This is a genomic window from Streptomyces sp. NPDC003077 (genome assembly GCF_040611095.1).
Classification (GTDB): domain Bacteria; phylum Actinomycetota; class Actinomycetes; order Streptomycetales; family Streptomycetaceae; genus Streptomyces.
This window is the reverse complement of record NZ_JBEXNM010000005.1, coordinates 210916-233483: the sequence shown is the minus strand read 5'-3', so window position 1 is coordinate 233483 and position 22568 is coordinate 210916. Positions and strand designations below refer to the sequence as shown.

Below are 22568 nucleotides of genomic sequence, written 5' to 3'. Positions count from 1 at the left end.
CTCGCGCCATCGGGCGCAACGATGCAGCCAATCTGGCTCACGCGACGGGTTCGGCCACCGCGCCACAGACGGACACACAGACCCCCTGCCCCATCAGGCTCCTCCTCGCCGACGACCACCCCGTCGTACGAGCAGGGCTGCGCGCCCTGCTGGAGACCGAACCCGACTTCGAGGTCGTCGCCGACGTCCCCACCGCAGAACAGGCCGTGGACCTCGCCGCCCAACCCGGCCTGGGCATCGATGTCGTCCTCATGGACCTCCAGTTCGGCGGCCGGATGCTCGGCTCGCAGGCCACCGCCGCGATCACCGCCCGGGACGGCGGTCCGCGCGTCCTCGTCCTGACCACGTACGACACGGACGCCGACATCCTCGCCGCCATCGAGGCCGGCGCCACCGGCTACCTCCTGAAGGACGCGCCCCCGGAGGAACTGGCGGCGGCCGTGCGGACCGCCGCCGCGGGCAAGTCCGCGCTGGCCCCCACGATCGCACTGCGCCTGATGGACCGGCTGCGTTCACCCGCCGCCGCGCTCTCCCGCCGGGAGACCGAGGTGCTCCAGCTCGTCGCGGACGGCCTGTCCAACGCCCAGATCAGCAAGCACCTCTTTCTGAGCCAGGCCACCGTCAAATCCCACCTCGTCCACATCTACGCCAAGCTCGGCGTCGACTCCCGCACGTCCGCGGTCGCCGCCGCCACGGCCCGGGGGCTGATCCGGCGGTGAGAACGTCCGGCGGGCGACGGCCGGGAACAAGACGGCGGACCGGGAACAAGACGGCGAACCGAGAACAAGACGACGGGCCGTGAACAAGACGGCGAACCGGAAAACGCGGACCGCAAAACGCGCGCCGGAAAACACGGACCGGGAAATACGGAAAGCCGCCCGAGGGGAAAGAGAAAGAGAAAAGGACGGACGACCGGTGACCCACCATCCCGAAAGGCAGCGGCTCACTGGCCGACCTGATCGATTCCCTCGTGACGGGACGCGTCACGCAACGGCACGCCCGGTCCATCGCGACCGCGCACCCCGGCACGACGCAACCCCTGGCCGCCTGGATCCGTGAAGCGGCTCATGCCAGCGATCGGCGCAGGGCGGACAGGCTCGCCAACCTGGCCGCCCCGCTGCGAGCACCGGGTCTCGGCGCAACACTTCGGGACATTCTCGACGCGGACATCCCCGGGCCCAATGACGAGGACCTCGTCGAGATCCTGGGTGAGATCCGAGCGGCGGACGCCGTTCCCTGCCTCTTCCGGACCGCCGAACGCTCGGTGCGGGCGGACGCCCCCGCGTACCGGCTGCGCCAGAAGGTCGTCTTCTCCCTGGGCGAGATCGGTACGGCGCAAGCACACGACCGCCTCCGCGCCATGACGGCGCCGCCCTGGCCCGACCCCGTCCGCCGGCACGCCGCCGTCGAACTGGAGGTGGAGGACGAACTCGGCCTCGGCGAGGACCGCGTGCCGGGGCGGTGCGCGGCGCTTTTCCCGCCACGCGGGACCCCGGACCGCTGACCGCCCCAGCACCCCCGCCACCCCCCTCCACCGCAAGTGCGAGAATCATCCCCGGCGCCCGGCGCGGAGCGCCCCGCGACACCGCGGTCGGCACCGCGCCACCGCACCGCCCGGCAGCACCGCACGACCGCAGCGACGATCAGGGAGACCCACGCATGGCACCCGCCATCCCAGCCTCGATGGACCGGCCGCACTTCATCGGCATCGGCGGAGCCGGCATGTCGGGTATCGCCAAGATCCTGGCCCGGCGCGGCGCCCGGGTGGCGGGCAGCGACGCCAAGGAGTCCGCGACCGCGCGGGCGCTGCGCGACCTCGGCGCGACCGTCCACATCGGCCACGACGCCGCCCACCTGGCCGCCGACGCCACCAGCGTCGTCGTCTCCTCCGCGATCCGCGCCGACAACCCGGAGCTGGCCGCCGCCCGGGAGCGCGGCATCCCCGTCGTGCACCGCTCCGACGCGCTCGCGTCCCTGATGGACGGGCTGCGCCCGATCGCGGTGGCCGGTACCCACGGCAAGACGACCACCACCTCCATGCTGGCCGTCTCCCTGCGCTCGCTGGGCCTCGCGCCCTCGTACGCGATCGGCGGGGACCTGGACGAGCCCGGCTCCAACGCCGAGCACGGCACGGGGGAGATCTTCGTCGCCGAGGCCGACGAGAGCGACCGCAGCTTCCACAAGTACGCGCCCGAGGTCGCCATCGTCCTCAACGTGGAGCTGGACCACCACGCGAATTACGCCTCGATGGAGGAGATCCACGAGTCGTTCGAGACCTTCGTCGGGCGGGTGCGGCCCGGCGGCACGCTGGTGATCGCCGCCGACCAGGAGGGCGCCCGCGAGCTGACCTCCCGGGTCGCCGGCCGGTCCGGCCTCGACATCGTCACCTACGGCGAGTCGCCGGAGGCCGACGTGCGCATCGAGAAGGTCACCCCGCGCGGCCTGACCAGCGAGGTCACCGTCACTCTCCGCGACGGCCAGTCGCTCGCCTTCACCGTCTCGGTGCCCGGCCGCCACTACGCGCACAACGCCGTCGCCGCGCTCGCCGCCGGGGTGGCCATGGGGCTGCCGGCGGACGAGCTGGCCACCGCGCTCGGCACGTACACCGGGGTCAAGCGCCGCCTCCAGCTCAAGGGCGAGGCGGCCGGCGTGCAGGTCATCGACTCCTACGCGCACCACCCGACGGAGATGACCGCCGACCTGGAGGCCATCCGCGGCGCCGCCGCCGACTCCCGCATCCTGGTCGTCTTCCAGCCGCACCTCTTCTCCCGCACCCAGGAACTGGGCAAGGAGATGGGCGCCGCGCTCGCGCTCGCCGACGCCTGCGTGGTCCTGGACATCTACCCGGCGCGTGAGGACCCGATCCCCGGCGTCACCAGCCAGTTGATCATCGACGCGGCCCGGGAGGCGGGCGCCGAGGTGACCGCCGCGCACGACCAGGCCGCGGTCCCGGAGATCGTCGCCGGAATGGCCCGGCCCACCGATCTCGTTCTCACCATGGGCGCGGGAGACGTGACCGACCTCGGTCCGGCCATCCTGGCCCACCTGGAGAGCTGAGGGGAGACGGCAGATGCCGAACGACAAGCCGTACGAGATCGACAAGCCCGACGAGCAGTGGCGCGCCGAGCTGAGCCCGCAGGAGTACCACGTCCTGCGGGAGGGCGGCACCGAGCGCCCCTTCGTCGGCGAGTACACCGACACCAAGACCGCCGGCGTGTACTCCTGCCGTGCCTGCGGTGCGGAGCTGTTCCGCTCCGACACCAAGTTCGAGAGCCACTGCGGCTGGCCCTCCTTCTACGACCCGAAGGACTCCGACGCCGTCGAGCTCCTGGAGGACCGCAGCCACGGCATGGTCCGCGTCGAGGTCCGCTGCGCCCGCTGCGGCTCCCACCTGGGCCACGTCTTCGAGGGCGAGGGCTACCCGACGCCGACCGATCAGCGGTACTGCATCAACTCGATCTCGTTGCGGCTCAGTCCGGACGAGGAGTGAGGGCGCGGGCCTCGGCCTGAGCCGGGTGGCGGCGTATTGCGCGTCATACGCTGTCGCCATGGCCAAGGCCAGGATGAGTATCAGCCTCGATCAGGAGCGGGCCGAGCGGATCAGGCAGCACGCCGAGCGGTGCGGTATGGACGTGTCGGCGCACCTGGTCCACGCCGCCGTTCGGCAGATGGCGGAGACGGAGGCCATAGAGGCGCGGTTCGCCGGTGTGGACGCGCTGATCGCGGCGGCCGAGGCGGGGCCGCGGCCTTGCCCGCGGAGCCTGAGGAAGAGCCCGAGGCCCTGACGGAACAGGAGCTGCGGGAGGTGGAAGCCGCCCCGGCACTCGCCTACGGGACCGACCGCACCAGTATGTCCGAAGGGCAGGTGGCGTGAGCGCACGCGTCCCTGTGTACGACCGTGGCATGCTCCTCGCACCTGCCGACAGGAAACCGAAGGCGGTGCGCATTCACAAGGACCTCCGTGCGCATCCGCACCGGGCCCTCGTCTTGGGCCCGGTGCTCGCGCGGGTCGGGCGTCCCCGTCCGTCGGTGGTCCACGCCCTGGCCGGAATCCTGAGGGACTGCTGCGTTCCGCAGGCGCGGAGCGGTCCGCGCCCGATGCGGGAGACGGGGGCGGGTGTGCCTGAGTGCCTCACCTGCGCCACAGGGCCGGATCTCGCCGACTGGCGACGAGTGGGTACGGCCTTGGGGGCGGTGAGCCTGGAGGGCAAGAAGAGGCCGGACGCGGTGGCTGCCTGGGTGGCGTTCGCGGCGGCCAAACACGATGGCGCCATAATTTTCACCAGTGACCCCAGCGATCTTCAGGCGTACCTCGATGTCCTGAACCCGCCCGACGTGCATGTCGTGTCCGTATAGACGAGCAAGCGGCGGGACCGCCGGGGCGTGGGCCGGAACCGGGCTGCCTTCACGCACCTCCAGTGTCCCCGCCTCCACGGATGCGGGTCGCCAGCCACAGGTCGAAGCGGTCGTCGGGGTCGTCCAGGCGGCGGCCGGTGAGGGCCATCGCCTTGTCCAGGCGGTTGCGGACGGTGTGGCGGTGGACGGCGAGGCGGCGGCTGGTGGTGTCCCAGGAGCCGCCGGTCTCCAGCCATACCGCCAGGGTTGTCACCAGGTCCTCGCCGTGGTCGGCGAGGTCCAGCGGGCCCAGTACCGCGTCGGCGTAGCCGTGCAGGGTGCGGCGGTCGCCCAGGTCCAGCAGCAGGCGGCCGGAGTGGCTCTGCCGGGCCTCCACCGGCTCGCCGCGGGTCCGGCTGACGGCGAGCAGTCCGGCGGCCTGGCGCAGCGAGACCCGTACGGTCTCGGGGGCGGTGAGCGGCCCGATGCCCGCCGGGCACCCCGGGGCGAAGCGGCCGAGGATCTCCCGGACGTCCAGCCCTTCGCCCACCACGGCCTCCACCCGGCCGTCCGCCACCCGCACCAGCCCGCCGGGGAGCGCGAGCGCCAGGTCGGCGGCGGTCTCGTGGGCAGCGGCTTCCGTGCCGCGGCCGGTGCCGGGGCGGTCGCCGGGGCGGTCGCGTTCCGGTCCGGCGTCGGGCCTTTCCGGCTTCGGCGCCCGCTCCGTCCGGTCCCCCGCCACCTCCACGACCACCGCCCGCACCCGCTCTGCCGACAGTCCGGCCGAGGTCAGGATGTGCTGGCAGTGTTCGGGGGAGTCGGCCGTGAGGAGGTCGGAGACGAGGGCGGAGCGGCGGCGGCGCTCGGGTTCGTCCATCAGATGGCGGCGTTCCAGCTCCAGGGAGAGGAGCGAGACCAGGCCCGGTACGACGGGCCGGGCCGCCGCGTCCGGGCGCCCGGTGAGCAGCAGCAGGCCGCGCAGCCGCCGGGCGCCCAGCGGCTGGACCTCCAGGTACCGGCCGCCGGCCGTTCCGGACGCGCTGCCGCGCAGTCCGTGGGCGGCCACCCGTTCGATGAGGTCGCGGGCCGCGGCGGGTGGGGCGTCCTCGTCCCTGTCCCCGTCTCCGTTCCCGTTCCCGTCTCCGGTGGCGAGCAGGCGGCCGAGCGGATCGAGGACGGTGGCGCCGACGCCGGTGGCGGCCGTCCACTCCGCCAGCGTGGGCCGCAGCCCACCGTCCGCCGCGGCGGCCGTCAGCCGCCGCTGGGTGGCGAAGGCGCGGTGCAGCGCCGCGCGCTGCTCGTCGGCCCGCGCGTCGAAGACCGCCTTGGTGACGGCGATGAAGGGCACCCCGTCCGGCACCGTGAGGAGCGGCAGCCCCGCCGCGCGCGCCGCCTCGACCAGCGGCCGCGGCGCGTCCTGGCAGGGCAGCCCCTGCCCGAGCCCGAGGGCGAGGCAGACGGCGCCGCCCTCGGCGACATCGCGCACGTACGCCCGGCAGGCCGCGGGCTCCATGGGCAGCAGGAGGCCGGTGGTCATCAGGAGCTCGCCGCCCTGGAGCCACTTGCCGGGCCGCGGCAGGTCCGACACGGCCGCGGCCTGGATGGTGCGGTCCAGCAGCCCGGCCGGAAACTCGTAGGCCGCCGCGAGGTGGAGGCCGGGGCGGGCGAGGAGGTCGGCGATTCGCAGGGGCATGGACACAGTGTCCATGAGGTGGACGGAGGGTGGACGGTGGGGAGAATGCCGGCCCATCGCGGAGGGGCGTCGTCACATGGCGTGGGATTTGGGGCGTCCGGGTGTTTTGGGGCGTCGGTGGACGGGGCACCGGTTGCTGAGGCGCGAGAAAAACCGAACGTTTCTCCGAAATGGGAAGCCGGTGGGCGGGAACCCGTAGGGGTGCCGGGGGAGCCCGTGGGCACGTGGTGCTCGTCCCCATCGGCTCCCAGGGTCGACCGGCCCACCGGTCCCACCGGCCCACCGGTCCCACCGGCCCACCGGGACGACCGGCCCCGGGCGCGGGGAAAGGGGAATCGGCGACACCGGACCGAAACGCAACGTAGCGAAACGGAACACGACGCAACGAGACGTAACGGAAGGACGTGAGCGGTATGCAGGTGGCGTTTCTCGTGGCGATGGAAGGCATCGAGCAGGTCGAGCTGACCGAGCCCTGGCAGGCGGTGATCGACGCCGGCGGCTCGCCGAAGCTGATCTCCACCGACTCCGGCCGCGTACAGGCCTTCAACCACCTCGACAAGGCCGACACCTTCCCGGTGGACCAGACCGTGGAGCAGGCGTCGGTGGACGAGTTCGACGGGCTGGTGCTCCCGGGCGGCGTGGCCAACCCTGACGCGCTGCGCCTGAACCCCAAGGCGGTCGCCTTCGCGAAGGGCTTCTTCTCGGCGGGCAAGCCGGTGGCGGCGATCTGTCACGCGCCGTGGACGCTGATCGAGGCGGACGTGGTGCGCGGACGGACGATGACCTCCTGGCCGAGCCTGCAGACGGACCTGCGCAACGCGGGCGCGACATGGGTCGACGAACAGGTCAAGGTCGACAAGAACGGCCCGAACACGCTGATCACCAGCCGCAAGCCGGACGACCTGAAGGTGTTCTGCGAGACCTTCGTTCCGGAGTTCCGGAAGTAGGGCACGGGGAAGTCCGGAGTCCCGTCAGGTCGGGATGCGCGAGGCGGCGGTGACGCGGGACGACGGTGGACGCCCCGCCCGGGACATTCGCTTCCGGGCGGGGCGTCCTCATGCCGCTGTGCCCTTTCAAGCGCGCGCCGGGCCAGGGCCGTCGGGCCGGTTCCCGTCCTCCGTGTTCCCGTGCTCCGCGTTCTCGTCCGCGTGCTCCGCGTTCTCGTCCTCCGTGACCAGGACGGCGACAGACTCCGGCGGCAGCCGGACCGTACCCCCTGGGGTCACGACCGGCCCGTCCCCGTCGGAAGGCGGCCAGGCCGCCAGAAGGCGCGCCGATCCGGACACGAGGGGGAGTCGCGCCGCGCGGTCCCGATGGAGGTTGACCGCCAGCCGTACGGGGCCGCGGCGCAGGCACAGATGGCGGGCGCCCTCGTCGTAGGTGACCGCGACGCGGGACAGGTCCGGGTCGGTGAGCGCGGGGAGCGTGCGACGCAGGGCGATGAGCGTGCGGTACCAGGCGAGCAGGGCGGCGTGGGGGGCGCGGGCCGGTTCGGACCAGTCCAGGCAGGAACGTTCCCAGGTGGCCGGATCCTGCGGGTCGGGGATGTCCTCCGCCCGCCACCCGTGGGCGGCGAACTCGCGGCGCCGGCCGGTGCGCACCGCCTCGCCCAACTCCGGATCGGGGTGGTCGGTGAAGTACTGCCAGGGCGTGCCCGCGGCCCACTCCTCGCCCATGAACAGCATTGGCGTGTACGGGGCGCACAGGACGAGCGCGGCGGCGCAGGCGAGCAGGCCGGGGGACAGGTGCGCGGCGAGCCGGTCGCCCAGGGCGCGGTTGCCGATCTGGTCGTGGGTCTGGGCGTAGGCGAGCAGCCGGTGGGCGGGCACGGTGCGCGGGTCCAGCGGGCGGCCGTGGGACCGGCCGCGGAAGCTGGAGTACGTGCCGTCGTGGAAGAAGCCGCCGCGCAGCGTCTTGGCGAGGGCGGCCATCGGGGCGCGCGCGAAGTCGGCGTAGTACCCCTGGGACTCGCCGGTGAGGGCGGTGTGCAGGGCGTGGTGGAAGTCGTCGTTCCACTGGGCGTGCACGCCGTGGCCGTGGTGGGCGCGGGGCGCGGTGGTGCGGGGGTCGTTGAGGTCGGACTCGGCGATCAGGAAGAGGGGCCGTCCCAGATGGGCGGCGAGCGCGTCCACCTCGTACGAGAGGTCCGCCAGGAAGTGGCGGGCGCGGGTGTCGTGCAGCGCGTGCACGGCGTCCAGCCGCAGGCCGTCGATCCGGTAGTCCCGCAGCCAGGCGAGCGTGCTGCCGACGAGGTAGGCGCGGACCTCGTCGGAGCCGGGCGCGTCCAGGTTGACCGCGGCGCCCCAGGGGGTGTGGTGCGTCTCGGTGAAGTACGGCCCGTAGGCGGGCAGGTGGTTGCCAGACGGGCCGAGGTGGTTGTGGACGACGTCCAGGACGACGCCCAGCCCGTGGCCGTGCGCCGCGTCCACGAACCGCTTGAGCCCCTCCGGCCCGCCGTACGGCTCGTGCACCGCCCAGGGGGCGACCCCGTCGTACCCCCAGCCGTGCACCCCGGGGAAGGGACACACCGGCATTAGGGAGACGTGGGTGATCCCCAGGTCGGCGAGGTGGGGCAGGCGCGCGGCGGCGGCGTCGAAGGTGCCGTCCGGCGTGAACGTGCCGATGTGCAGCTCGTACAGGACGGCGCCGGGCAGCGGGCGGCCGGTCCACCGGTGCCGCCAGGTGAAGCGGTCGTGTTCGACGACCGCGCCCGGGCCGTCGGGCCCCTCCGGGAGGCGGGCCGCGCGCGGGTCGGGGAGCGGCGGGCCGTCGTCCAGCCGGAAGGCGTAGCGGTCGTGGTGGCCGGCCGGGGCCTCGCCCCGCCACCACCCCGGGCGACGCGGATCGGGCTCCATGGGAACGGTCGTGCCCGCCGCGCCCTCCTGGCCGTGGCGCCGCCACCACAGCGCGACCCGTTCGGCGTCCGGCGCCCACACCTCGAAGAACACGGCACGGTCCTCCTTGATCGCTCACTCGCCTGTCTGCGCCGGCTCCCCTGGGGCCGGTTTGTCTGTATCGGCTCGTCTGTATCGGCTCGCCCGAGTCGGGTTGTCCGTGGGTTCAACGAAGAAAGCACGCTCCCGCGCCGGGGGACAGCCCGGCTCGACGGATACCGCCATCATTGGGCCGTCCGGTGGGGCGGGTGGCGGGATGCTTGCGATGTGGCTGCCAGCGTGTCAGTGACGGTGCTGCCCTGGCGGTCCGTCGGGAGTGTTGGCGCTCCGCTGTGGCAGGGTGCTTGCGGTGTGGCTGCCAACGTGTCAGTCACGGTGCTGCGCCCTGGCGGTCCATCGGGAGTATTGGCGCCCCGCTGTGGCAGGACACTTGCGGTGTGGCTGACAGGGCGTCGGCCGCGTTGCTGTCCTGCCTCACCGTCAAGGCTGTTGTCATCCCCACCGTGGCAGGATGCTTGCGGTGTGGCTGCCAAGGCGTCAGTCATGGCAGGTCGTGGTGCGCCATCAGGGATGCTGCCATCCTCGCTGTGGCGGGATGCTTGCGGTGTGGCTGCCAACGTGTCAGCCACGGTGCTTCCTGATGCCCCGTCGGGAACGTTGACACCCCCACCGTGGCAGCATGCTTGCGATGTGGCTGCCAAGGTGCCGGCCAACGCGCTGGTCCTGCCACGCCGTCAGGACTGCCGCCGCCCCCGCCACAGCCACGTTCCCGCCGGTCACAGGCATCGCGGCTGGACAGCGGAACAGCGGCGCCGGACAATCCGGTGCATGACCTCCCTTGAGTTCCCGGCGCTGCCGGCGCGCCCCTCGGAAGCCGACCGGGAACGAGCCCTGGAACTGCTGCGCGAGGGCGTGGCCCAGGGACGGCTGTCCCAGGACACCTTCATGCGACGGCTGGAACTCGTCCTGTCCGCGCGGCACCGCTCCGAGCTCCTCGCCGCGACGGAGGACCTGGCGTCGCGCGGCAAGGTCCAGGCCGCGGTGCTGCGGGCGGTGGGCAAGCTCTCGGCGTTCACTCTCAAGATCCGCGGGGCCTGGCACGCGGAGCGGCTGCCCAAGCTGCTGCTGCCCGCGCCGGGACCGGTGCCGTTGCTGATAGGGCGGGCGCCCGGCGCGGGGCTGCGGCTCAACCACGAGACGGTGTCCCGGCTGCACGCCGAACTGCGCGCCACGGACGACGGCTGGGTGCTGCGCGACCTCGGCTCCACGAACGGCACCTGCCTCAACGGGCGGCGGGTGGTGGGCGAGGTCATCGTCCGGCCCGGTGACCAGGTCACCTTCGGGCACGTGGATTACCGCCTGACCCATCGGTGAGCCTGTCGTCCTACCGGTCCCCGGAGGAGGGCGGCCCGTGTCCGGGGACCGGTAGGGCGGCACGTGAGGCACCCTGAGACCCGCTACACCCACTCCCGCAGCGGTCGGTCGCCCGCCGGGCCGGCCGGGTGGGACATCCACACGCCCTCGCCGCGGGTCAGCCCGGGCAGCCGCTGCTCGGCCGTCGCGACATGGCGGGCGGCGAGGGTGCCGGTGAGGAGCCAGGAGGTGCGCCCGCCCGTCGTCTCCCGCAGCTCCGCCCCGAGGGCGGCCAACTGTCCGGCCACCGGGGCCATGGCGTCGAGCGGGACCTCCGCCTCGAAGACGTGGTACGGCTCGTAGACCCGGGTCCCCGCCTGTTGGAGGGCCCGCCGCAGGACGACCGGGGTCACGCCCCGGAAGTCGGTCCCGGTGCTGACGGGGCTGGCGTAGCCGGAGCGGGTGAGGGTGACGCGGCAGTCCGTCACCGCCCAGCCCCGCGGTCCGTCCAGCAGCGTCCGGCGCACGGTGTCCTCGATGGCCTGGTGGAATCCGTGCGGGAGCGCCCCGAGTTCGGTCTCGTAACCGAAGGTCACGCCCGACCCCCTCGGCCCCGGCTCGACGCGCAGGCCGACGGTGGCCCAGAAGCCGACGTGGTCGTGCCGGGCGATCTCCTCGTACGCCTCGCCGGTGCCCACCGGCCGTTCGACGCACACGACGCGGCTCGGCGCGAACTCGGCCTCGATGCCGTGGTCCGCGGCGAGCGTCGCCGCGATGACCTCCTTCTGCACCTCCCCGTACAGGAGCACCGACGTGGCGCCGCCGGGTGCGGGACGGGCGTGCAGCAGCGGGTCCCGCTCGGCCATGGCCCGCAGGGCGGCGTGCAGGGCGCCGGCCGCCGCCGGGTCCCGGGGGCGTACGACGGTCTCCAGCGTCGGGCGGGAGAACAGCGCGTCGGGGGAGGCGGGCGGGGCCTCGCCCAGGTGGTCGCCGACGCGGATGCCGGGGAGGCCGCGGACGACGGCGATGTCGCCCGCCATCAGCGGGCCGCGGTCGTTCGCCGGCCGTCCCACCACCTCCAGCGCGGAGATCCGGCCCTCCAGACGGGACGTCGCCCCGTCCGGTTCACGGCGGGCCAGGACGATCTGCCGGCGGGGCGCCAGCTCGCCCTCGTACAGGCGCAGGTAGGCGCGCTTGTCCCCCTGGGGGCCGTGCTCCACGGCGAACACCGTGCCGCGCGGCCCGGCAGCGGCCCCGGCACCGTCCGCGCCCGGGGGCGGTGACGGGATCAGCCGGGTCATCCCCTCGACGAGCGCGGCCACGCCCTCGCCGGTGAGGGCGGAACCGAACCAGAGCGGGTGCAGGCTGCCGTCGGCGGTGCGGGCGGCGAGCGCCCGCCGCAGGTCGTCGGGCGTGGGCGGCGGGCCGTCGACGGCACGGGCGAGGATCGTCTCGTCCGCCTCCGCGAGGATCTCGGTGGCCCGCTCCCGCACGTCCCGGTCCGCCAGATCCAGGGGGACCGCGCGGGCGGCCGGCGTGCCCGCGTCGCGTACGGCCGTCAGGGGCAGGACGGCGGGCGCGAGGGTGCGGCGGATGTCGGCGAGCAGGTCGTCGCCGCGGGCGCCGGACCGGTCGATCTTGTTGACGAAGAACAGCGTCGGCAGCCGCAGCCGGCGCAGCGTCTTCATCAGCACCCGGGTGCGCGCCTGCACGCCTTCGACGGCGGACAGCAGCAGGACCGCGCCGTCCAGGACCCCGAGGGCGCGTTCGACCTCGGCGATGAAGTCGCCGTGGCCCGGGGTGTCGATCAGGTTCACCCGCACGTCGCCGACGGTGAAGGACACGACGGCCGAACGGATGGTGATCCCGCGCTGCCGCTCGATGGCGCCGGTGTCCGTGCGGGTGTCGCCGCCGTCCACGCTGCCCAGGCGGGCGATGGCGCCGGTGTCGTACAGCAGCCGCTCGGTCAGGCTGGTCTTGCCGGCGTCCACGTGGGCGAGGATGCCGATGCTGACCGTGCGCCGTACGGGGACGGGCGACGGTCGGCGGGGTCCGCGGTCGGTCCGCGGGGCGGCAGGGCTAAGGGCGGGCCCAGAGGTGGGCCGGGTGGTGGAGTGCATGGCGGGTCGGGACCTCGGAAATCGTCGTCCGGTAAGGGCGCTGGAGGGTTCCGAGGAATCGCCGCATGTCTGCTCCTGCCTGGCTGGAATGGGGGGGATCGCGTACGGGGACTGTCTGAATGCGCGCGGGCGTGTCGCCATCCGTACGGGCGTACGCGCCGTACGGGCCCATGCTGCCAGGTGCGTACGCCGACCGTGCAAGCGAATTTCCGCGTCAGGGGACCGGATGAGGGCCGGGCGGGCCGGGCGCGGATGGGGCGAGCCGGACGGATCGGTCGGGCCGAGCGCTGCGCGGGCCGCGGGCCGGGCGTGTCGGTCGGGCCGGTCGGGGCCGTCGCCCCGGGCGCTTCGAGGTCGAGCACCGGACGCGGCCGGGACCGCGGTGGTCCTCACCGTCCCGCGCGTCCCGCCCGCCCGGCCTCCCGTTGACCGCCCTCAGTGCTGATGCAGCCCCCGCCCCGCCAGCGTCAGGAACGTCTCGCCGACCGCCTCCGAGAGCGTCGGGTGCGCGTGGACGTGCTGGGCCACGTCGCTGGGCTCGGCGTCCCAGGCCACGATGAGCTGGCTCTCCGCGATCATCTCGGAGACGTGCGGTCCCACCAGGTGGACGCCCAGCACCGCGCCGGTGGCCTCGCCGCCCGCCCCGTCCGCCGCCGCGACGACCTTCACGATGCCGCCCTGCCCGTGCACCATGCCCTTGGCCACGGCCGTCAGCGGCATGGAGTTGACCTTCACCTCGATGCCCCGCGCCCGCGCCTCGGCCTCCGTGAGCCCGACGGAGGCGGTCTGCGGGCTGGAGTACGTCACGCGGGGCACGGCGGCGTAGTCCACCGGGCGGGACGGGATGCCCGCCAGCGTCTCGGCGACCAGCAGCCCCTCGGCGAACGAGGCGTGCGCCAGCCCCAGCGACGGCGGCGGGAGCAGGTCGCCCACCACGTGGATGCCGGGTACGGCGGTCTCCAGCCGCGACCAGTCGGCGGGCGGCACGAAGCCCCGCTCGTCCGTCGAGAGCCCGGCCGCCTCCAGGCCCAGCCCGTCCGTGACCGGCGTCCGCCCGACGGCCACCAGCAGTCGTTCGGCGGTCAGCACGACCTCGTCGCCCTTGGGTGTGCGGACGGTGGCCCGAACGCCGTTGGTTGGCAGTTTCGTATCGGTCAGCAGGGACCCCGTCCGCACTTGGATGCCGCGCTTCTTCAGACCGCGCGTCAGGTGGCGGCTGACGTCCTCGTCCTCCAGGGGCAGCAGCCGGTCCGCGGCCTCGACGATGGTGACCTCGGCGCCCATGGAGCGGTGGAAGGAGGCGTACTCGACGCCGATGGCGCCACCGCCCAGGACCAGTACGGACTCCGGCAGTCCGGGCGCGAAGAGCGCGTCGTCACTGGTGACCACCCGCCGGCCGTCCGGCACCAGGCCCGGCAGCAGCCGGGGCCGCGAACCGGTGGCCAGCACGATCCCGCGCCGGGCCGTGAACGCCCCGCCGCCCTCGCCCTCGACGACGACCGTGCGCGTCCCGGTCAGCCGCGCCGTGCCGCGCGCCACCCGCACCCCGGCGCGGGCGAGGTGGCCCTCCACGCCCTTGTGGTTGCGGGCGACGATGTCGCCCCGGGTGGCGACCAGGGCCGGCCAGTCCACGGCGTCCACGGTGGCCTTGACGCCCCACCGCTCGCGCGCCTCCGCGATCCCGTCCACCAGCTCCGCGGCGTGCAGCATCGCCTTGCTGGGGACGCAGCCGCGGTGCAGGCAGGTGCCGCCCACCAGGTCGCGTTCGGCGAGCACCACGCGCAGGCCGAGCGCCGCGGCGCGCAGGGCGGTGCCGTACCCGCCCGTGCCGCCGCCGATGACGATGACGTCGGTCTCTTCGGGAGCGGTGCCGGAGGCGGGGGTGACGGGGGCTTCGACCGCGGTGAAAGGAGTGCTGTTCATGCCGGTCAGCCTGCGCCCGCCTGCGGTGACGCGTCCAAGGCAATGTTTCCATGGAGGTGATGAGCACTCTGCATGTGCGCTGGTGAGCGGGCTGCTCAAGAGCTTCCGAGCGGCTTCTCAGGGGGCTTTTCAGCGCGCCTCTCAGGGGGCCTCCCAGGGGCCTTTCAGGGCGGCGAACGACGGAACCGAGGGGGACGCGGATGAGTCTGCGGCAGATGGAGTACCTGGTCGCGGTGGTCGAGGAGGAATCCTTCACCCGGGCGGCCGAGGTCCTGCACGTCACGCAGTCCGCGCTGTCGCACCAGATCAAGGCGCTGGAACGGGAGGTCGGCGGCCCGCTGCTGGAGCGGATGACGCGCGGGGTGCGGCTCACGCCCATGGGCCGGGCCTACTTCCCGCACGCCGAACTCGCCGTGCGCAGCGCCGAGCAGGCCCGCCGCGCGGCGATGGCGGCGGCCGGCGCCGAGAGCGGCGAGCTGCACATCGCCACCGTCCACGCGCACGCCATCGGGGTGCTCCCCGAAGCCTGCCTGCGCTGGCGGCGGGAGCATCCGGGCGTGCGCCTGGTGCTCCACGAGTTCGCCACCGACCAGGAGCTGTACGAGCGCATGGAGCGCGGGGTCGCGGACGTGGCCGTCGGGCCGCCGCCCAAGGAGTGGCAGGGGCCGGTCACCGTTCTGAGGGAGGAGGAGCTGGTGCTCGTCGTGCCGCGCGACGACCCGCTGGCCGCCCGCGCGTTCGTGACCCTCAAGGACCTGGCGGACCGGCCCTGGGTGCGCTGCGCGCTGGAGCCGGTCCTCGACGGCCGGCTGTGGCTGGACATCGCGTGCGAACGGGCGGGCTTCGCGCCCCGTACGGCGGTCCGTACGCAGCACACCTCCACGGCGGTCCGGATGGCGGCGGCCGGGGTCGGCGTGCTGCTCACGGCCTCGCACGAGCTGACCGGCCTGGACTGCGCGGCCGTTCCCACCGACCCGCCGTACCGCCGTGAGATCACCGCGTTCTCGCGGGTGGCACTCACGGGGGCGGCGGCGGAGTTCGTGGAGCTGCTGCGGTAAGGACGCCTGGCGGGAATCCCGCCAGGCGCACTCATGCTGCCGCCACCAGCAACGCCACCGGATACCGCCCGAGCAGATCCTCCAACCGCGCCGTGTGGCCCCGTACCTCACGCCCCGTGAGCGCATCCCGCCACACCCCGTCCCCCGGCAGTGGCAGTTCCGTGCCGCCCCAGCCGCCCTCGTCGGCGAGCCTCAGGGAGAGCCGGGTCGCCACCGTCACCATCCGGCCCGCGCGGGCGAACGCCACGCAGTGCCCGGCCGCCGGGCCCTCCGCGTGCAGGGCGGTGTACGTGCCCTCCGGGCCGAACCATTCCGGATGCGCCCGGCGCAGTCGCAGCGCCGCCGCCGTGATCAGCAGTTTCTCGCCGGACAGGTCGTGCGGCGGGGCGCCGCCGTCCAGCGCGGCGAGCAGGTCGGGCCGGAAGCGGACCGGGCGGCGGTTGTCCGGGTCGACCAGGGCGGAGTACTCCCGTTCGGTGCCCTGGTAGAGGTCGGGGACGCCGGGCATCGTCAGGTGCAGCAGCGCCGCCCCCAGGACATTGGCGCGGACGAACGGGGCGAGGTCGTCGGCGAGCGCGCGCAGCGCGGCGGCGGCCGGTCCGCAGGGGCCCGCGCGCAGGAAGTCGGTGACGGCGTCCTCGTAGGCGGGGTCCCGCTCGGTCCAGGAGGTGTACAGGCCCGCCTCGCGCACGGCTTTCAGGACCGAGGGGATCAGCCGCTCGGCGGACGGGCGTCCCAGCCCGAAGGCGGTCTGCCAGGCGGTCCAGGCGACCTGCCGGTCCGGCGCGCGGGCGTCCTCGCCGCCGGCGGTGCGCGCGGTGACCTCCATCAGGACGTCCCGCCACCGTTCCGGGCACTCGGTGAGCGTGGCGATCCGGGCCCGGACGTCCGCGCTGCGTTTGGTGTCGTGGGTGGACAGGACCGTTCCGGTCAGCGGCCAGTCGCGGTGCAGGCGGGCGCAGAAGGCGTGGAAGGTGTCCACGCCCACGGCGGGTGCCCCCGGGTCCCCGCCGACCTCGCAGGCCGACAGCAGGGGCACGTACCGGTAGAAGGCGGTGTCCTCCACGGACTTGGCGCGCAGCGCGGAGGCGGTCTGCGCGAACCGCGCGCTGAACTCGGCGCACTCCTCCCCGTCCCCGAACAGCCCGAGCGCCAGGTCCCGCACCAGGTCCACGGCGCGCGCCTCCTCCGGCACCCGGAAGACCGTACGTGCCCGGGCCGCCGCCCCGGCCAGCATCGCCGCGTCGTGCTCGGCGCGGGTGGGATCGGCGGCGTAGGGGCGGTAGACGGGCAGCCGGACGAGGAGTTCGCGGATCGCGGTGCGCAGCGCCCAGGGCGCGTGGTCGCCCTGGTAGGGCGGGCGATCGCCGATCCGGCCCGCCGTGCGCACCAGGCGCTCGACCTCGGCGGCCAGGTCGTGGGTGACGACTTCGTAGGCGGACCGGCGCACCGTCTCCTCCCAGTCGCCGCCGCTGTCGGCGAGCGGCGCCACGAAGTCCCTGTAGACGGAGAAGAGCTGGCCGTCTCCCAGGGGGCAGACGAAGAGGCCGTCCAGGTGCCGCAGCGCGTCGTATCCGGTCGTCCCGGCGCACTCCCACCCCTGGGGCAGCCGTTCCCGGCCGGTGAGGATCTTCTCCACCACCGTCCAGCGCCCGCCGGTGGCCGCGCGCAGCCGGGCCAGGTAGCCGCCGGGGTCGGCCAGCCCGTCCGGGTGGTCCACCCGCAGCCCGTCGACGACGCCCTCGCGGACCAGGCGCAGCACCGTGGCGTGGGTGGCCTCGAAGACCTCCGGGTCCTCCACGCGCAGCCCGATCAGGTCGGAGATGGTGAAGAAGCGCCGGTAGTTCAGCTCGCTGCGGGCCAGCCGCCACCAGGCCAGGCGGTACCACTGGGCCGCCAGCAGTTCGGGCAGCGGCAGCTTCCCGGTGCCGGGCCGGAGGGGGAAGGCGTGGTCGTGGTAGCGCAGCACGTCCCCGTCGACGCGGAGGCTGCCGAGTTCGTCGCCCAGCCGTCCGCCGAGGACGGGCAGCAGGACCCGGCCGCCGTGCCCGGCGTTCCAGTCGATGTCGAACCACCGGGCGTACGGGGAGGACGGGCCGTCGCGCAGTACCTCCCACAGCGGCCCGTTCAGCGACTCCGGGGCCGGGACCGCCATGTGGTTGGGCACGATGTCCACCACCAGTCCCAGGCCGTGCGCCCGGGCCGTGGCGGACAGCGCGCGCAGCCCTTCCTCGCCGCCGAGTTCGGCGCGGATCGCGGTGTGGTCGACGACGTCGTACCCGTGGAGGGATCCGGGCACCGCCTCCAGGACGGGGGAGAGGTGGAGGTGCGAGACACCCAGCGCGGCGAGGTGCGGGACCGCCTTCTCGGCGGCGGCGAAGGGCTGGCCCGGCTGGAGCTGGAGCCGGTAGGTGGCGGTGGGTGGCGCACTGGATTCGTCCGTCATGGGAACAGACGTACCCGCCGGGCGGCTTGTTGCTTCCTCCGAGCCGCGACGCCGTCCGTAAGAGCGGGTTCGTACGTACGGTGTGTACGACGGTCATGGCACACGCCAGTACGTTCGTATGATGACCGCCGCACTGGCCACCTACCGCAAGGTGATCGCGCTGGGCGGGCCGTTGCTGCCCGCCGTGTCCTTTTTCGGCCGGCTGCCGACCGCCATGTGCCAACTTGGCAGTTTGCTGCTGGTGACGAAGACCAGTGGCAGTCTGGCCACGGCCGGCCTGGTGGGGGGCGCCCTGGCGGCCGGACAGACGGTCGCCGGGCCGCTGATCGGACGGCTCGCCGACCGGCACGGCCAGCGGCCGGTCGTCCTGGCCGCCTGCTGGCTCAACGCGGTGGCGGTATCCGCGCTCGTCCTGGCCGCCCTCGCCCGCCTCCCCCTGGCGCCGCTGGCGCTGCTCGGCCTGCTGGCGGGCGCGAGTGTGCCGCAGATCGGGCCGCTGGCCCGCACCCGGACGGTCGCGCTGGCCCGCCGGGCGGGCGGGGACGAGCGCCTGATCACCACGGCGCTCTCCTGGGAGGGGACGCTGGACGAGGTGTCCTTCGTGCTGGGCCCCGCCCTGGTGGGCCTGGCCGCCGCCGTCGCCCACCCGGCGGCGGCGCTGCTCCTGGCGGCGGCGCTGCTGGCCGGCTGCGGCACGGCCTTCGCGCTGCACCGGACGGCGGTGGCGGGGCGGGCGGACACCGGGGAGGGCCGGTCGCGCGGGCGGAGGGACGGGGCGCGTACGCGGCGCGGTCCGGTACGGACACGCCGTCGCGCCCGTGCCCGGATGCCGCGGGCGGTGCACGCGCTGCGGGTCTCCATGGCGCTCCAGGGGGCGATGTTCGGGGCGTGCCAGGCCGGGATCACCGCCCTGACCGAGCGGTGGGGCCGGCCCGAACAGGCCGGGCTCATCTACGCCGCGATGGGCGTCATGAGCGCCGTCGCCGGGCTGGCGATGGCCGCGGTGCCGGCCCGGATCGGGCTGCCGGTGCGCCGGCGGGTGGCCGCCGCGGGACTGGTGGCGCTGGCCGCGCCGCTGCTGTTCGTCGCGTCCCTCGGGATGCTCTACCTCGTCGTCATCGTCCTGGGTGTGGCCTTCGCGCCCCACCTGATCACCATCTTCGGCCTCACCGAACGGGTGGTGCCGCCCGCCCGGCTGGCCGAGTCCATGGCCTTCCTGACCAGCGCGATCGTGGGCGGCCAGGCCCTGGCGCTGGCGGCCTCGGGACGGCTGGCCGAGGCGTACGGGCCGGCCGCCGCGTTCGCGGTCGCCGTGGGGGCCGCCGTTGTGGTCCTCGTCCTCGCGCTGGCCGCCCGGGGCGCGGGGCGCCCGGCGGAGCCGGGGCCGGCCGCGGCGCCCTCACCGGCGCCCGCCGCCTCGGGGGAGGGGCGATCGGGGCACTGACCGCCGGGGCCGTCCGCGGCAGCCCCTCCCCGGCGCGCGTTCGGGGCGTGCCGGGCCCGTCGCCCGTGCCCGGCGGGCGGACGCTCGACGGCACGGCCGGAACCCGCACGACCTCGAACGGACGGGCGCGCCGGGCCCGTTGTCAGTGCCCCCGGGTAGGGTCCCTTCCAAGATCAGGCACTTCGGAATCCTCACGGGGGAGAACGGTCATGAGCGGCACCGAGAACAGCGCGTACGAGGGATTCACGGCCGAGGAGCGGGCCGCGATGAAGGAGCACGCCCAGGAGCAAAAGACGGCGGCGCGCCGCCGCTCGCGCGCGGACAAGGAGGCGGAGGCGGAGCGGGACGTGCTCGCGAAGATCGCCGACATGCCGGACGCGGACCGGATCATGGCCGAGCGCATCCACGCCGTCGTCAAGGCCCACGCCCCGGTCCTGGCCCCGAAGCTCTGGTACGGGATGCCCGCCTACGCGCGGGACGGCAAGGTCGTCTGCTTCTTCCAGAGCGCGGCCAAGTTCAAGACGCGCTACGCCACGCTCGGGTTCAGCGACCAGGCGAACCTGGACGAGGGCACGATGTGGGCGGCTGGTTTCGCCCTGACCGAGGTGACGCCCGAGGTGGAGGAGCGGATCGCCGCGCTCGTGAAGCAGGCGGTGAGCTGAGGGGGCGACCGGCGAAGGGGCCGGGCGAGCCCGGCCCGGCCCCGGGCGCTCCTCAGCTCACCCGGCGGCGCGCGGCCCCGGTCCCGCCCGGCCCCGGCCGCGTTCCGCCCCGCCCGGCACCCACGCGGCCCCGGTCCCGCCTCGCCCGCCCCTTACGCCGGCCGCTGCAACACCAGCAGGCTGCGGGCCATCACCGACAGCCGGTCCCCGGCCTGCGCCTTCGCGCCGCCGCCGTCCGCCACCGACTGCGGACGGGCGGTGTCCACCACCGCCTGCCACTGCCGCCCGTGGTTGACCGGCACCGTGAACTCCTTCTCCTCGTCGTGCGCGTTGAACATCAGCAGGAACGAGTCGTCGGTGATGGGCTCGCCGCGCGGCCCGGGCTCGGTGATCGCGTTGCCGTTGAGGAAGACGCTCAGCGACTTGGCGTGCGCCGCCTGCCAGTCGCGCTGCCGCATCTCCTCGCCCTCGGGCGTGAACCACGCGATGTCCGACAGGTCGTCGTGGGTGCCCTCGACGGGGCGGCCGTGGAAGAAGCGGCGGCGCCGGAAGACCGGGTGGTCCCGCCGCAGCCAGACCATCTGCCGGACGAACGCCAGCAGCTCCCGGGCCTCCTCGTCGTCCGCGGCCCTCTCCTCGGCTCCCTCGGCCTCGGCCTGCGCCACCCCGCCCGCCGCCGGCTCGGCCGCCGCGCCCGCGGGCCGGGCGCCCGCGGGCCGGGCGCCCACGGCGGCGCCCGGCGCGCGGCCCGGCTCGCCGGCCGGGCCGGCGGGCGGTTCCGCGCCCGGCCAGCGCACCCAGGACAGCTCGGTGTCCTGGCAGTACGCGTTGTTGTTGCCGTGCTGGGTGCGGCCGAACTCGTCGCCGTGGCTGAGCATCGGCACGCCCTGGGACAGCATCAGCGTGGCGATGAAGTTGCGCATCTGCCGGAGCCGCAGCTCGCGCACCTCGGGGTCGTCGGTCGGCCCCTCCGCGCCGCAGTTCCAGGAGCGGTTGAAGCTCTCGCCGTCCTGGTTGTCCTCGCCGTTGGCCTCGTTGTGCTTCTCGTTGTACGAGACCAGGTCGCGCAGGGTGAAGCCGTCGTGGCAGGTGACGAAGTTGACGGAGGCCAGCGGGCGGCGGCCGTCGCCCTGGTAGAGGTCGGAGGAGCCGGTCAGCCGGGAGCCGAATTCGGCCAGCGTGCGCGGTTCGCCGCGCCACAGGTCGCGCACGGTGTCCCGGAACTTCCCGTTCCACTCGGTCCACAGCGGCGGGAAGTTGCCCACCTGGTAGCCGCCCTCGCCGACGTCCCACGGCTCGGCGATCAGCTTGACCTGGCTGACCACCGGGTCCTGCTGCACCAGGTCGAAGAAGGACGACAGCCGGTCCACCTCGTGGAACTGCCGGGCGAGCGTGGCCGCCAGGTCGAAGCGGAACCCGTCCACGCGCATCTCCTGCACCCAGTAGCGCAGCGAGTCCATGATCAGCTGGAGGACGTGCGGGCTGCGCATGAGCAGGGAGTTCCCGGTGCCCGTGGTGTCCATGTAGTACCGGGGGTCGTCGGCCAGCCGGTAGTACGAGGCGTTGTCCAGGCCCCGGAAGGAGAGCGTCGGCCCGAGGTGGTTGCCCTCGGCGGTGTGGTTGTAGACCACGTCGAGGATGACCTCGATCCCGGCCTGGTGAAGCGCCCGCACCGCCGACTTGAACTCCAGGACCTGCTGCCCCCGGTCGCCCCAGGACGCGTACGCGTTGTGCGGGGCGAAGAAGCCGATGGTGTTGTAGCCCCAGTAGTTCGCCATTCCGGCGTCCACCAGCCGGTGGTCGTGGACGAACTGGTGGACGGGCATCAGCTCCAGCGCCGTGACGCCCAGCTCCGTCAGGTGGTCGATGACGGCGGGGTGGGCCAGCGCCGCATAGCTGCCGCGCAGGTCGTCCGGCAGATCGGGATGGAGCATCGTGAGGCCCTTGACGTGCGCCTCGTACAGGACCGTCTCGTGGTACGCGGTGCGGGGAGCCCGGTCGTCCCCCCAGTCGAAGTACGGGTTGACCACGACGGACGCCATGGTGTGCGGCGCGGAGTCCCGGTCGTTGCGCGCGTCCGGTTTGCCGAAGGGGTAGCCGTAGACCGCCTCGTCCCAGTCGATGGTGCCGCTGACCGCCCGTGCGTAGGGGTCCAGGAGCAGCTTGGCGGAGTTGCAGCGCAGCCCTTGCTCGGGCCGGTACGCGCCGTGCGCCCGGAAGCCGTACCGCTGGCCGGGCATGATGCCCGGCAGGTACGCGTGCCGTACGAACGCGTCGTTCTCACGGAGTTCCACGGCGGTCTCCGAACCGTCGTCGTGCAGCAGACACAGTTCGATACGGTCCGCGGCCTCGGAGAAGACCGCGAAGTTGGTGCCCACGCCGTCGTACGTGGCACCCAGGGGATACATCTGACCCGGCCAGACCTGCATGCGTCGACTCTTCCACTTCCTCGTAGGGCGCCGCGACGCCTCGCTGATGGTGCCGATGACTTGCCTCGGTGACGTGTCGGATGACCCTTCGGTCGCGGGCCGAACCGGAATACTTCCCCAACTCGGTCGCCAGTGCGGGATTTTGGCGAGAAGGTCGCCAAATGGCGGGCAACCCGTACTGATGTCCGATCGTCCTACTGAACGACCGATG

17 protein-coding genes are annotated in these 22568 nt (G+C 73.9%); 11 read left to right on the top strand and 6 right to left on the bottom strand.

The features are described from left to right. Nucleotides 1-92 precede the first annotated feature (92 nt). From ABZX96_RS06085 to ABZX96_RS06060, 6 genes are all read left to right on the top strand, one after another. Nucleotides 93-719, top strand: coding sequence for a response regulator transcription factor (locus tag ABZX96_RS06085; RefSeq protein WP_355538675.1), 627 nt, complete (start codon nt 93-95; stop codon nt 717-719). 251 nt (nt 720-970) lie between these two features. Further along, a complete protein-coding gene (locus tag ABZX96_RS06080) occupies nt 971-1504 on the top strand; it encodes a hypothetical protein (protein WP_355538557.1) in 534 nt (177 codons plus the stop codon). A 155-nt stretch (nt 1505-1659) separates the two neighbouring features. Continuing rightward, nucleotides 1660-3057 (top strand): UDP-N-acetylmuramate--L-alanine ligase, encoded by a 1398-nt coding sequence (gene murC, locus ABZX96_RS06075; RefSeq protein ID WP_355538554.1) that lies wholly within the window; start codon nt 1660-1662, stop codon nt 3055-3057. A 13-nt stretch (nt 3058-3070) separates the two neighbouring features. After that, nucleotides 3071-3490 carry a peptide-methionine (R)-S-oxide reductase MsrB gene (msrB, locus tag ABZX96_RS06070; protein WP_355538551.1) on the top strand — a complete coding sequence of 140 codons (420 nt, stop codon included), beginning with the start codon at nt 3071-3073 and terminating at the stop codon, nt 3488-3490. A gap of 58 nt (nt 3491-3548) precedes the next feature. Further along, the gene (locus ABZX96_RS06065; RefSeq protein ID WP_355538548.1) at nt 3549-3785 is read left to right on the top strand and encodes a hypothetical protein; all 237 of its coding nucleotides are present in this window, start codon (nt 3549-3551) and stop codon (nt 3783-3785) included. Nucleotides 3786-3903: 118 nt separating this feature from the next. Then, complete coding sequence (locus ABZX96_RS06060) at nt 3904-4356, top strand: hypothetical protein (RefSeq protein WP_355538545.1); 453 nt, start codon at nt 3904-3906, stop codon at nt 4354-4356. A 49-nt stretch (nt 4357-4405) separates the two neighbouring features. On the opposite strand, the gene ABZX96_RS06055 is transcribed toward ABZX96_RS06060, so the two are convergent. Continuing rightward, nucleotides 4406-6028, bottom strand: coding sequence for a PucR family transcriptional regulator (locus ABZX96_RS06055; RefSeq protein ID WP_355538542.1), 1623 nt, complete (start codon nt 6026-6028; stop codon nt 4406-4408). A gap of 413 nt (nt 6029-6441) precedes the next feature. Here ABZX96_RS06055 and ABZX96_RS06050 point away from each other — a divergent pair, with 413 nt between their 5' ends. Then, the gene (locus ABZX96_RS06050) at nt 6442-6975 is read left to right on the top strand and encodes a type 1 glutamine amidotransferase domain-containing protein (RefSeq protein WP_355538672.1); all 534 of its coding nucleotides are present in this window, start codon (nt 6442-6444) and stop codon (nt 6973-6975) included. Nucleotides 6976-7101: 126 nt separating this feature from the next. On the opposite strand, the gene treZ is transcribed toward ABZX96_RS06050, so the two are convergent. After that, entirely contained in the window at nt 7102-8976 is a 1875-nt protein-coding gene (treZ, locus tag ABZX96_RS06045; protein ID WP_355538539.1) for a malto-oligosyltrehalose trehalohydrolase, read from the bottom strand. Nucleotides 8977-9750: 774 nt separating this feature from the next. Here treZ and ABZX96_RS06040 point away from each other — a divergent pair. After that, nucleotides 9751-10296, top strand: coding sequence for a DUF1707 and FHA domain-containing protein (locus ABZX96_RS06040; protein ID WP_355538536.1), 546 nt, complete (start codon nt 9751-9753; stop codon nt 10294-10296). An 83-nt stretch (nt 10297-10379) separates the two neighbouring features. Here ABZX96_RS06040 and otr(A) read toward each other — a convergent pair whose 3' ends face one another. Together otr(A) and lpdA are read right to left on the bottom strand one after the other, a co-directional pair. Next, nucleotides 10380-12284, bottom strand: coding sequence for a tetracycline resistance ribosomal protection protein Otr(A) (gene otr(A), locus ABZX96_RS06035; protein WP_355538669.1), 1905 nt, complete (start codon nt 12282-12284; stop codon nt 10380-10382). Nucleotides 12285-12830: 546 nt separating this feature from the next. Then, nucleotides 12831-14318: a dihydrolipoyl dehydrogenase gene (gene lpdA / locus ABZX96_RS06030; protein ID WP_355538533.1), complete on the bottom strand. Its 1488-nt coding sequence runs from the start codon at nt 14316-14318 to the stop codon at nt 12831-12833. 200 nt (nt 14319-14518) lie between these two features. Here lpdA and ABZX96_RS06025 point away from each other — a divergent pair, with 200 nt between their 5' ends. Further along, nucleotides 14519-15376 carry a LysR family transcriptional regulator gene (locus tag ABZX96_RS06025; protein ID WP_355538530.1) on the top strand — a complete coding sequence of 286 codons (858 nt, stop codon included), beginning with the start codon at nt 14519-14521 and terminating at the stop codon, nt 15374-15376. Between the two features lie 31 nt (nt 15377-15407). On the opposite strand, the gene treY is transcribed toward ABZX96_RS06025, so the two are convergent. Further along, on the bottom strand, nt 15408-17822 hold the full coding sequence (gene treY / locus ABZX96_RS06020) for a malto-oligosyltrehalose synthase (RefSeq protein ID WP_355538527.1): 2415 nt from the start codon (nt 17820-17822) through the stop codon (nt 15408-15410). A 121-nt stretch (nt 17823-17943) separates the two neighbouring features. Between treY and ABZX96_RS06015 the strand changes: the two genes are divergently transcribed. Both ABZX96_RS06015 and ABZX96_RS06010 read left to right on the top strand, forming a co-directional pair. Beyond that, nucleotides 17944-19266 (top strand): MFS transporter, encoded by a 1323-nt coding sequence (locus ABZX96_RS06015; protein ID WP_355538524.1) that lies wholly within the window; start codon nt 17944-17946, stop codon nt 19264-19266. A 209-nt stretch (nt 19267-19475) separates the two neighbouring features. After that, a complete protein-coding gene (locus ABZX96_RS06010) occupies nt 19476-19928 on the top strand; it encodes a DUF1801 domain-containing protein (protein ID WP_355538521.1) in 453 nt (150 codons plus the stop codon). A 152-nt stretch (nt 19929-20080) separates the two neighbouring features. Here the strand turns inward: ABZX96_RS06010 and glgX are convergent, their stop codons facing one another. Beyond that, nucleotides 20081-22357 (bottom strand): glycogen debranching protein GlgX, encoded by a 2277-nt coding sequence (gene glgX, locus ABZX96_RS06005; protein ID WP_355538518.1) that lies wholly within the window; start codon nt 22355-22357, stop codon nt 20081-20083. Nucleotides 22358-22568 lie beyond the last annotated feature (211 nt).

What these genes read in the sequence shown, in the direction of transcription:
- murC (WP_355538554.1), top strand. Translation starts at nt 1,660, where the DNA reads ATGGCACCCGCCATCCCAGCCTCGATGGACCGGCCGCACTTCATCGGC.
- msrB (WP_355538551.1), top strand. Translation starts at nt 3,071, where the DNA reads ATGCCGAACGACAAGCCGTACGAGATCGACAAGCCCGACGAGCAGTGG.
- ABZX96_RS06065 (WP_355538548.1), top strand. Translation starts at nt 3,549, where the DNA reads ATGGCCAAGGCCAGGATGAGTATCAGCCTCGATCAGGAGCGGGCCGAG.
- ABZX96_RS06060 (WP_355538545.1), top strand. Translation starts at nt 3,904, where the DNA reads ATGCTCCTCGCACCTGCCGACAGGAAACCGAAGGCGGTGCGCATTCAC.
- ABZX96_RS06055 (WP_355538542.1), bottom strand. Translation starts at nt 6,028, where the DNA reads ATGCCCCTGCGAATCGCCGACCTCCTCGCCCGCCCCGGCCTCCACCTC.
- ABZX96_RS06050 (WP_355538672.1), top strand. Translation starts at nt 6,442, where the DNA reads ATGCAGGTGGCGTTTCTCGTGGCGATGGAAGGCATCGAGCAGGTCGAG.
- ABZX96_RS06040 (WP_355538536.1), top strand. Translation starts at nt 9,751, where the DNA reads ATGACCTCCCTTGAGTTCCCGGCGCTGCCGGCGCGCCCCTCGGAAGCC.
- lpdA (WP_355538533.1), bottom strand. Translation starts at nt 14,318, where the DNA reads ATGAACAGCACTCCTTTCACCGCGGTCGAAGCCCCCGTCACCCCCGCC.
- ABZX96_RS06025 (WP_355538530.1), top strand. Translation starts at nt 14,519, where the DNA reads ATGAGTCTGCGGCAGATGGAGTACCTGGTCGCGGTGGTCGAGGAGGAA.
- treY (WP_355538527.1), bottom strand. Translation starts at nt 17,822, where the DNA reads ATGACGGACGAATCCAGTGCGCCACCCACCGCCACCTACCGGCTCCAG.
- ABZX96_RS06015 (WP_355538524.1), top strand. Translation starts at nt 17,944, where the DNA reads ATGACCGCCGCACTGGCCACCTACCGCAAGGTGATCGCGCTGGGCGGG.
- ABZX96_RS06010 (WP_355538521.1), top strand. Translation starts at nt 19,476, where the DNA reads ATGAGCGGCACCGAGAACAGCGCGTACGAGGGATTCACGGCCGAGGAG.
- glgX (WP_355538518.1), bottom strand. Translation starts at nt 22,357, where the DNA reads ATGCAGGTCTGGCCGGGTCAGATGTATCCCCTGGGTGCCACGTACGAC.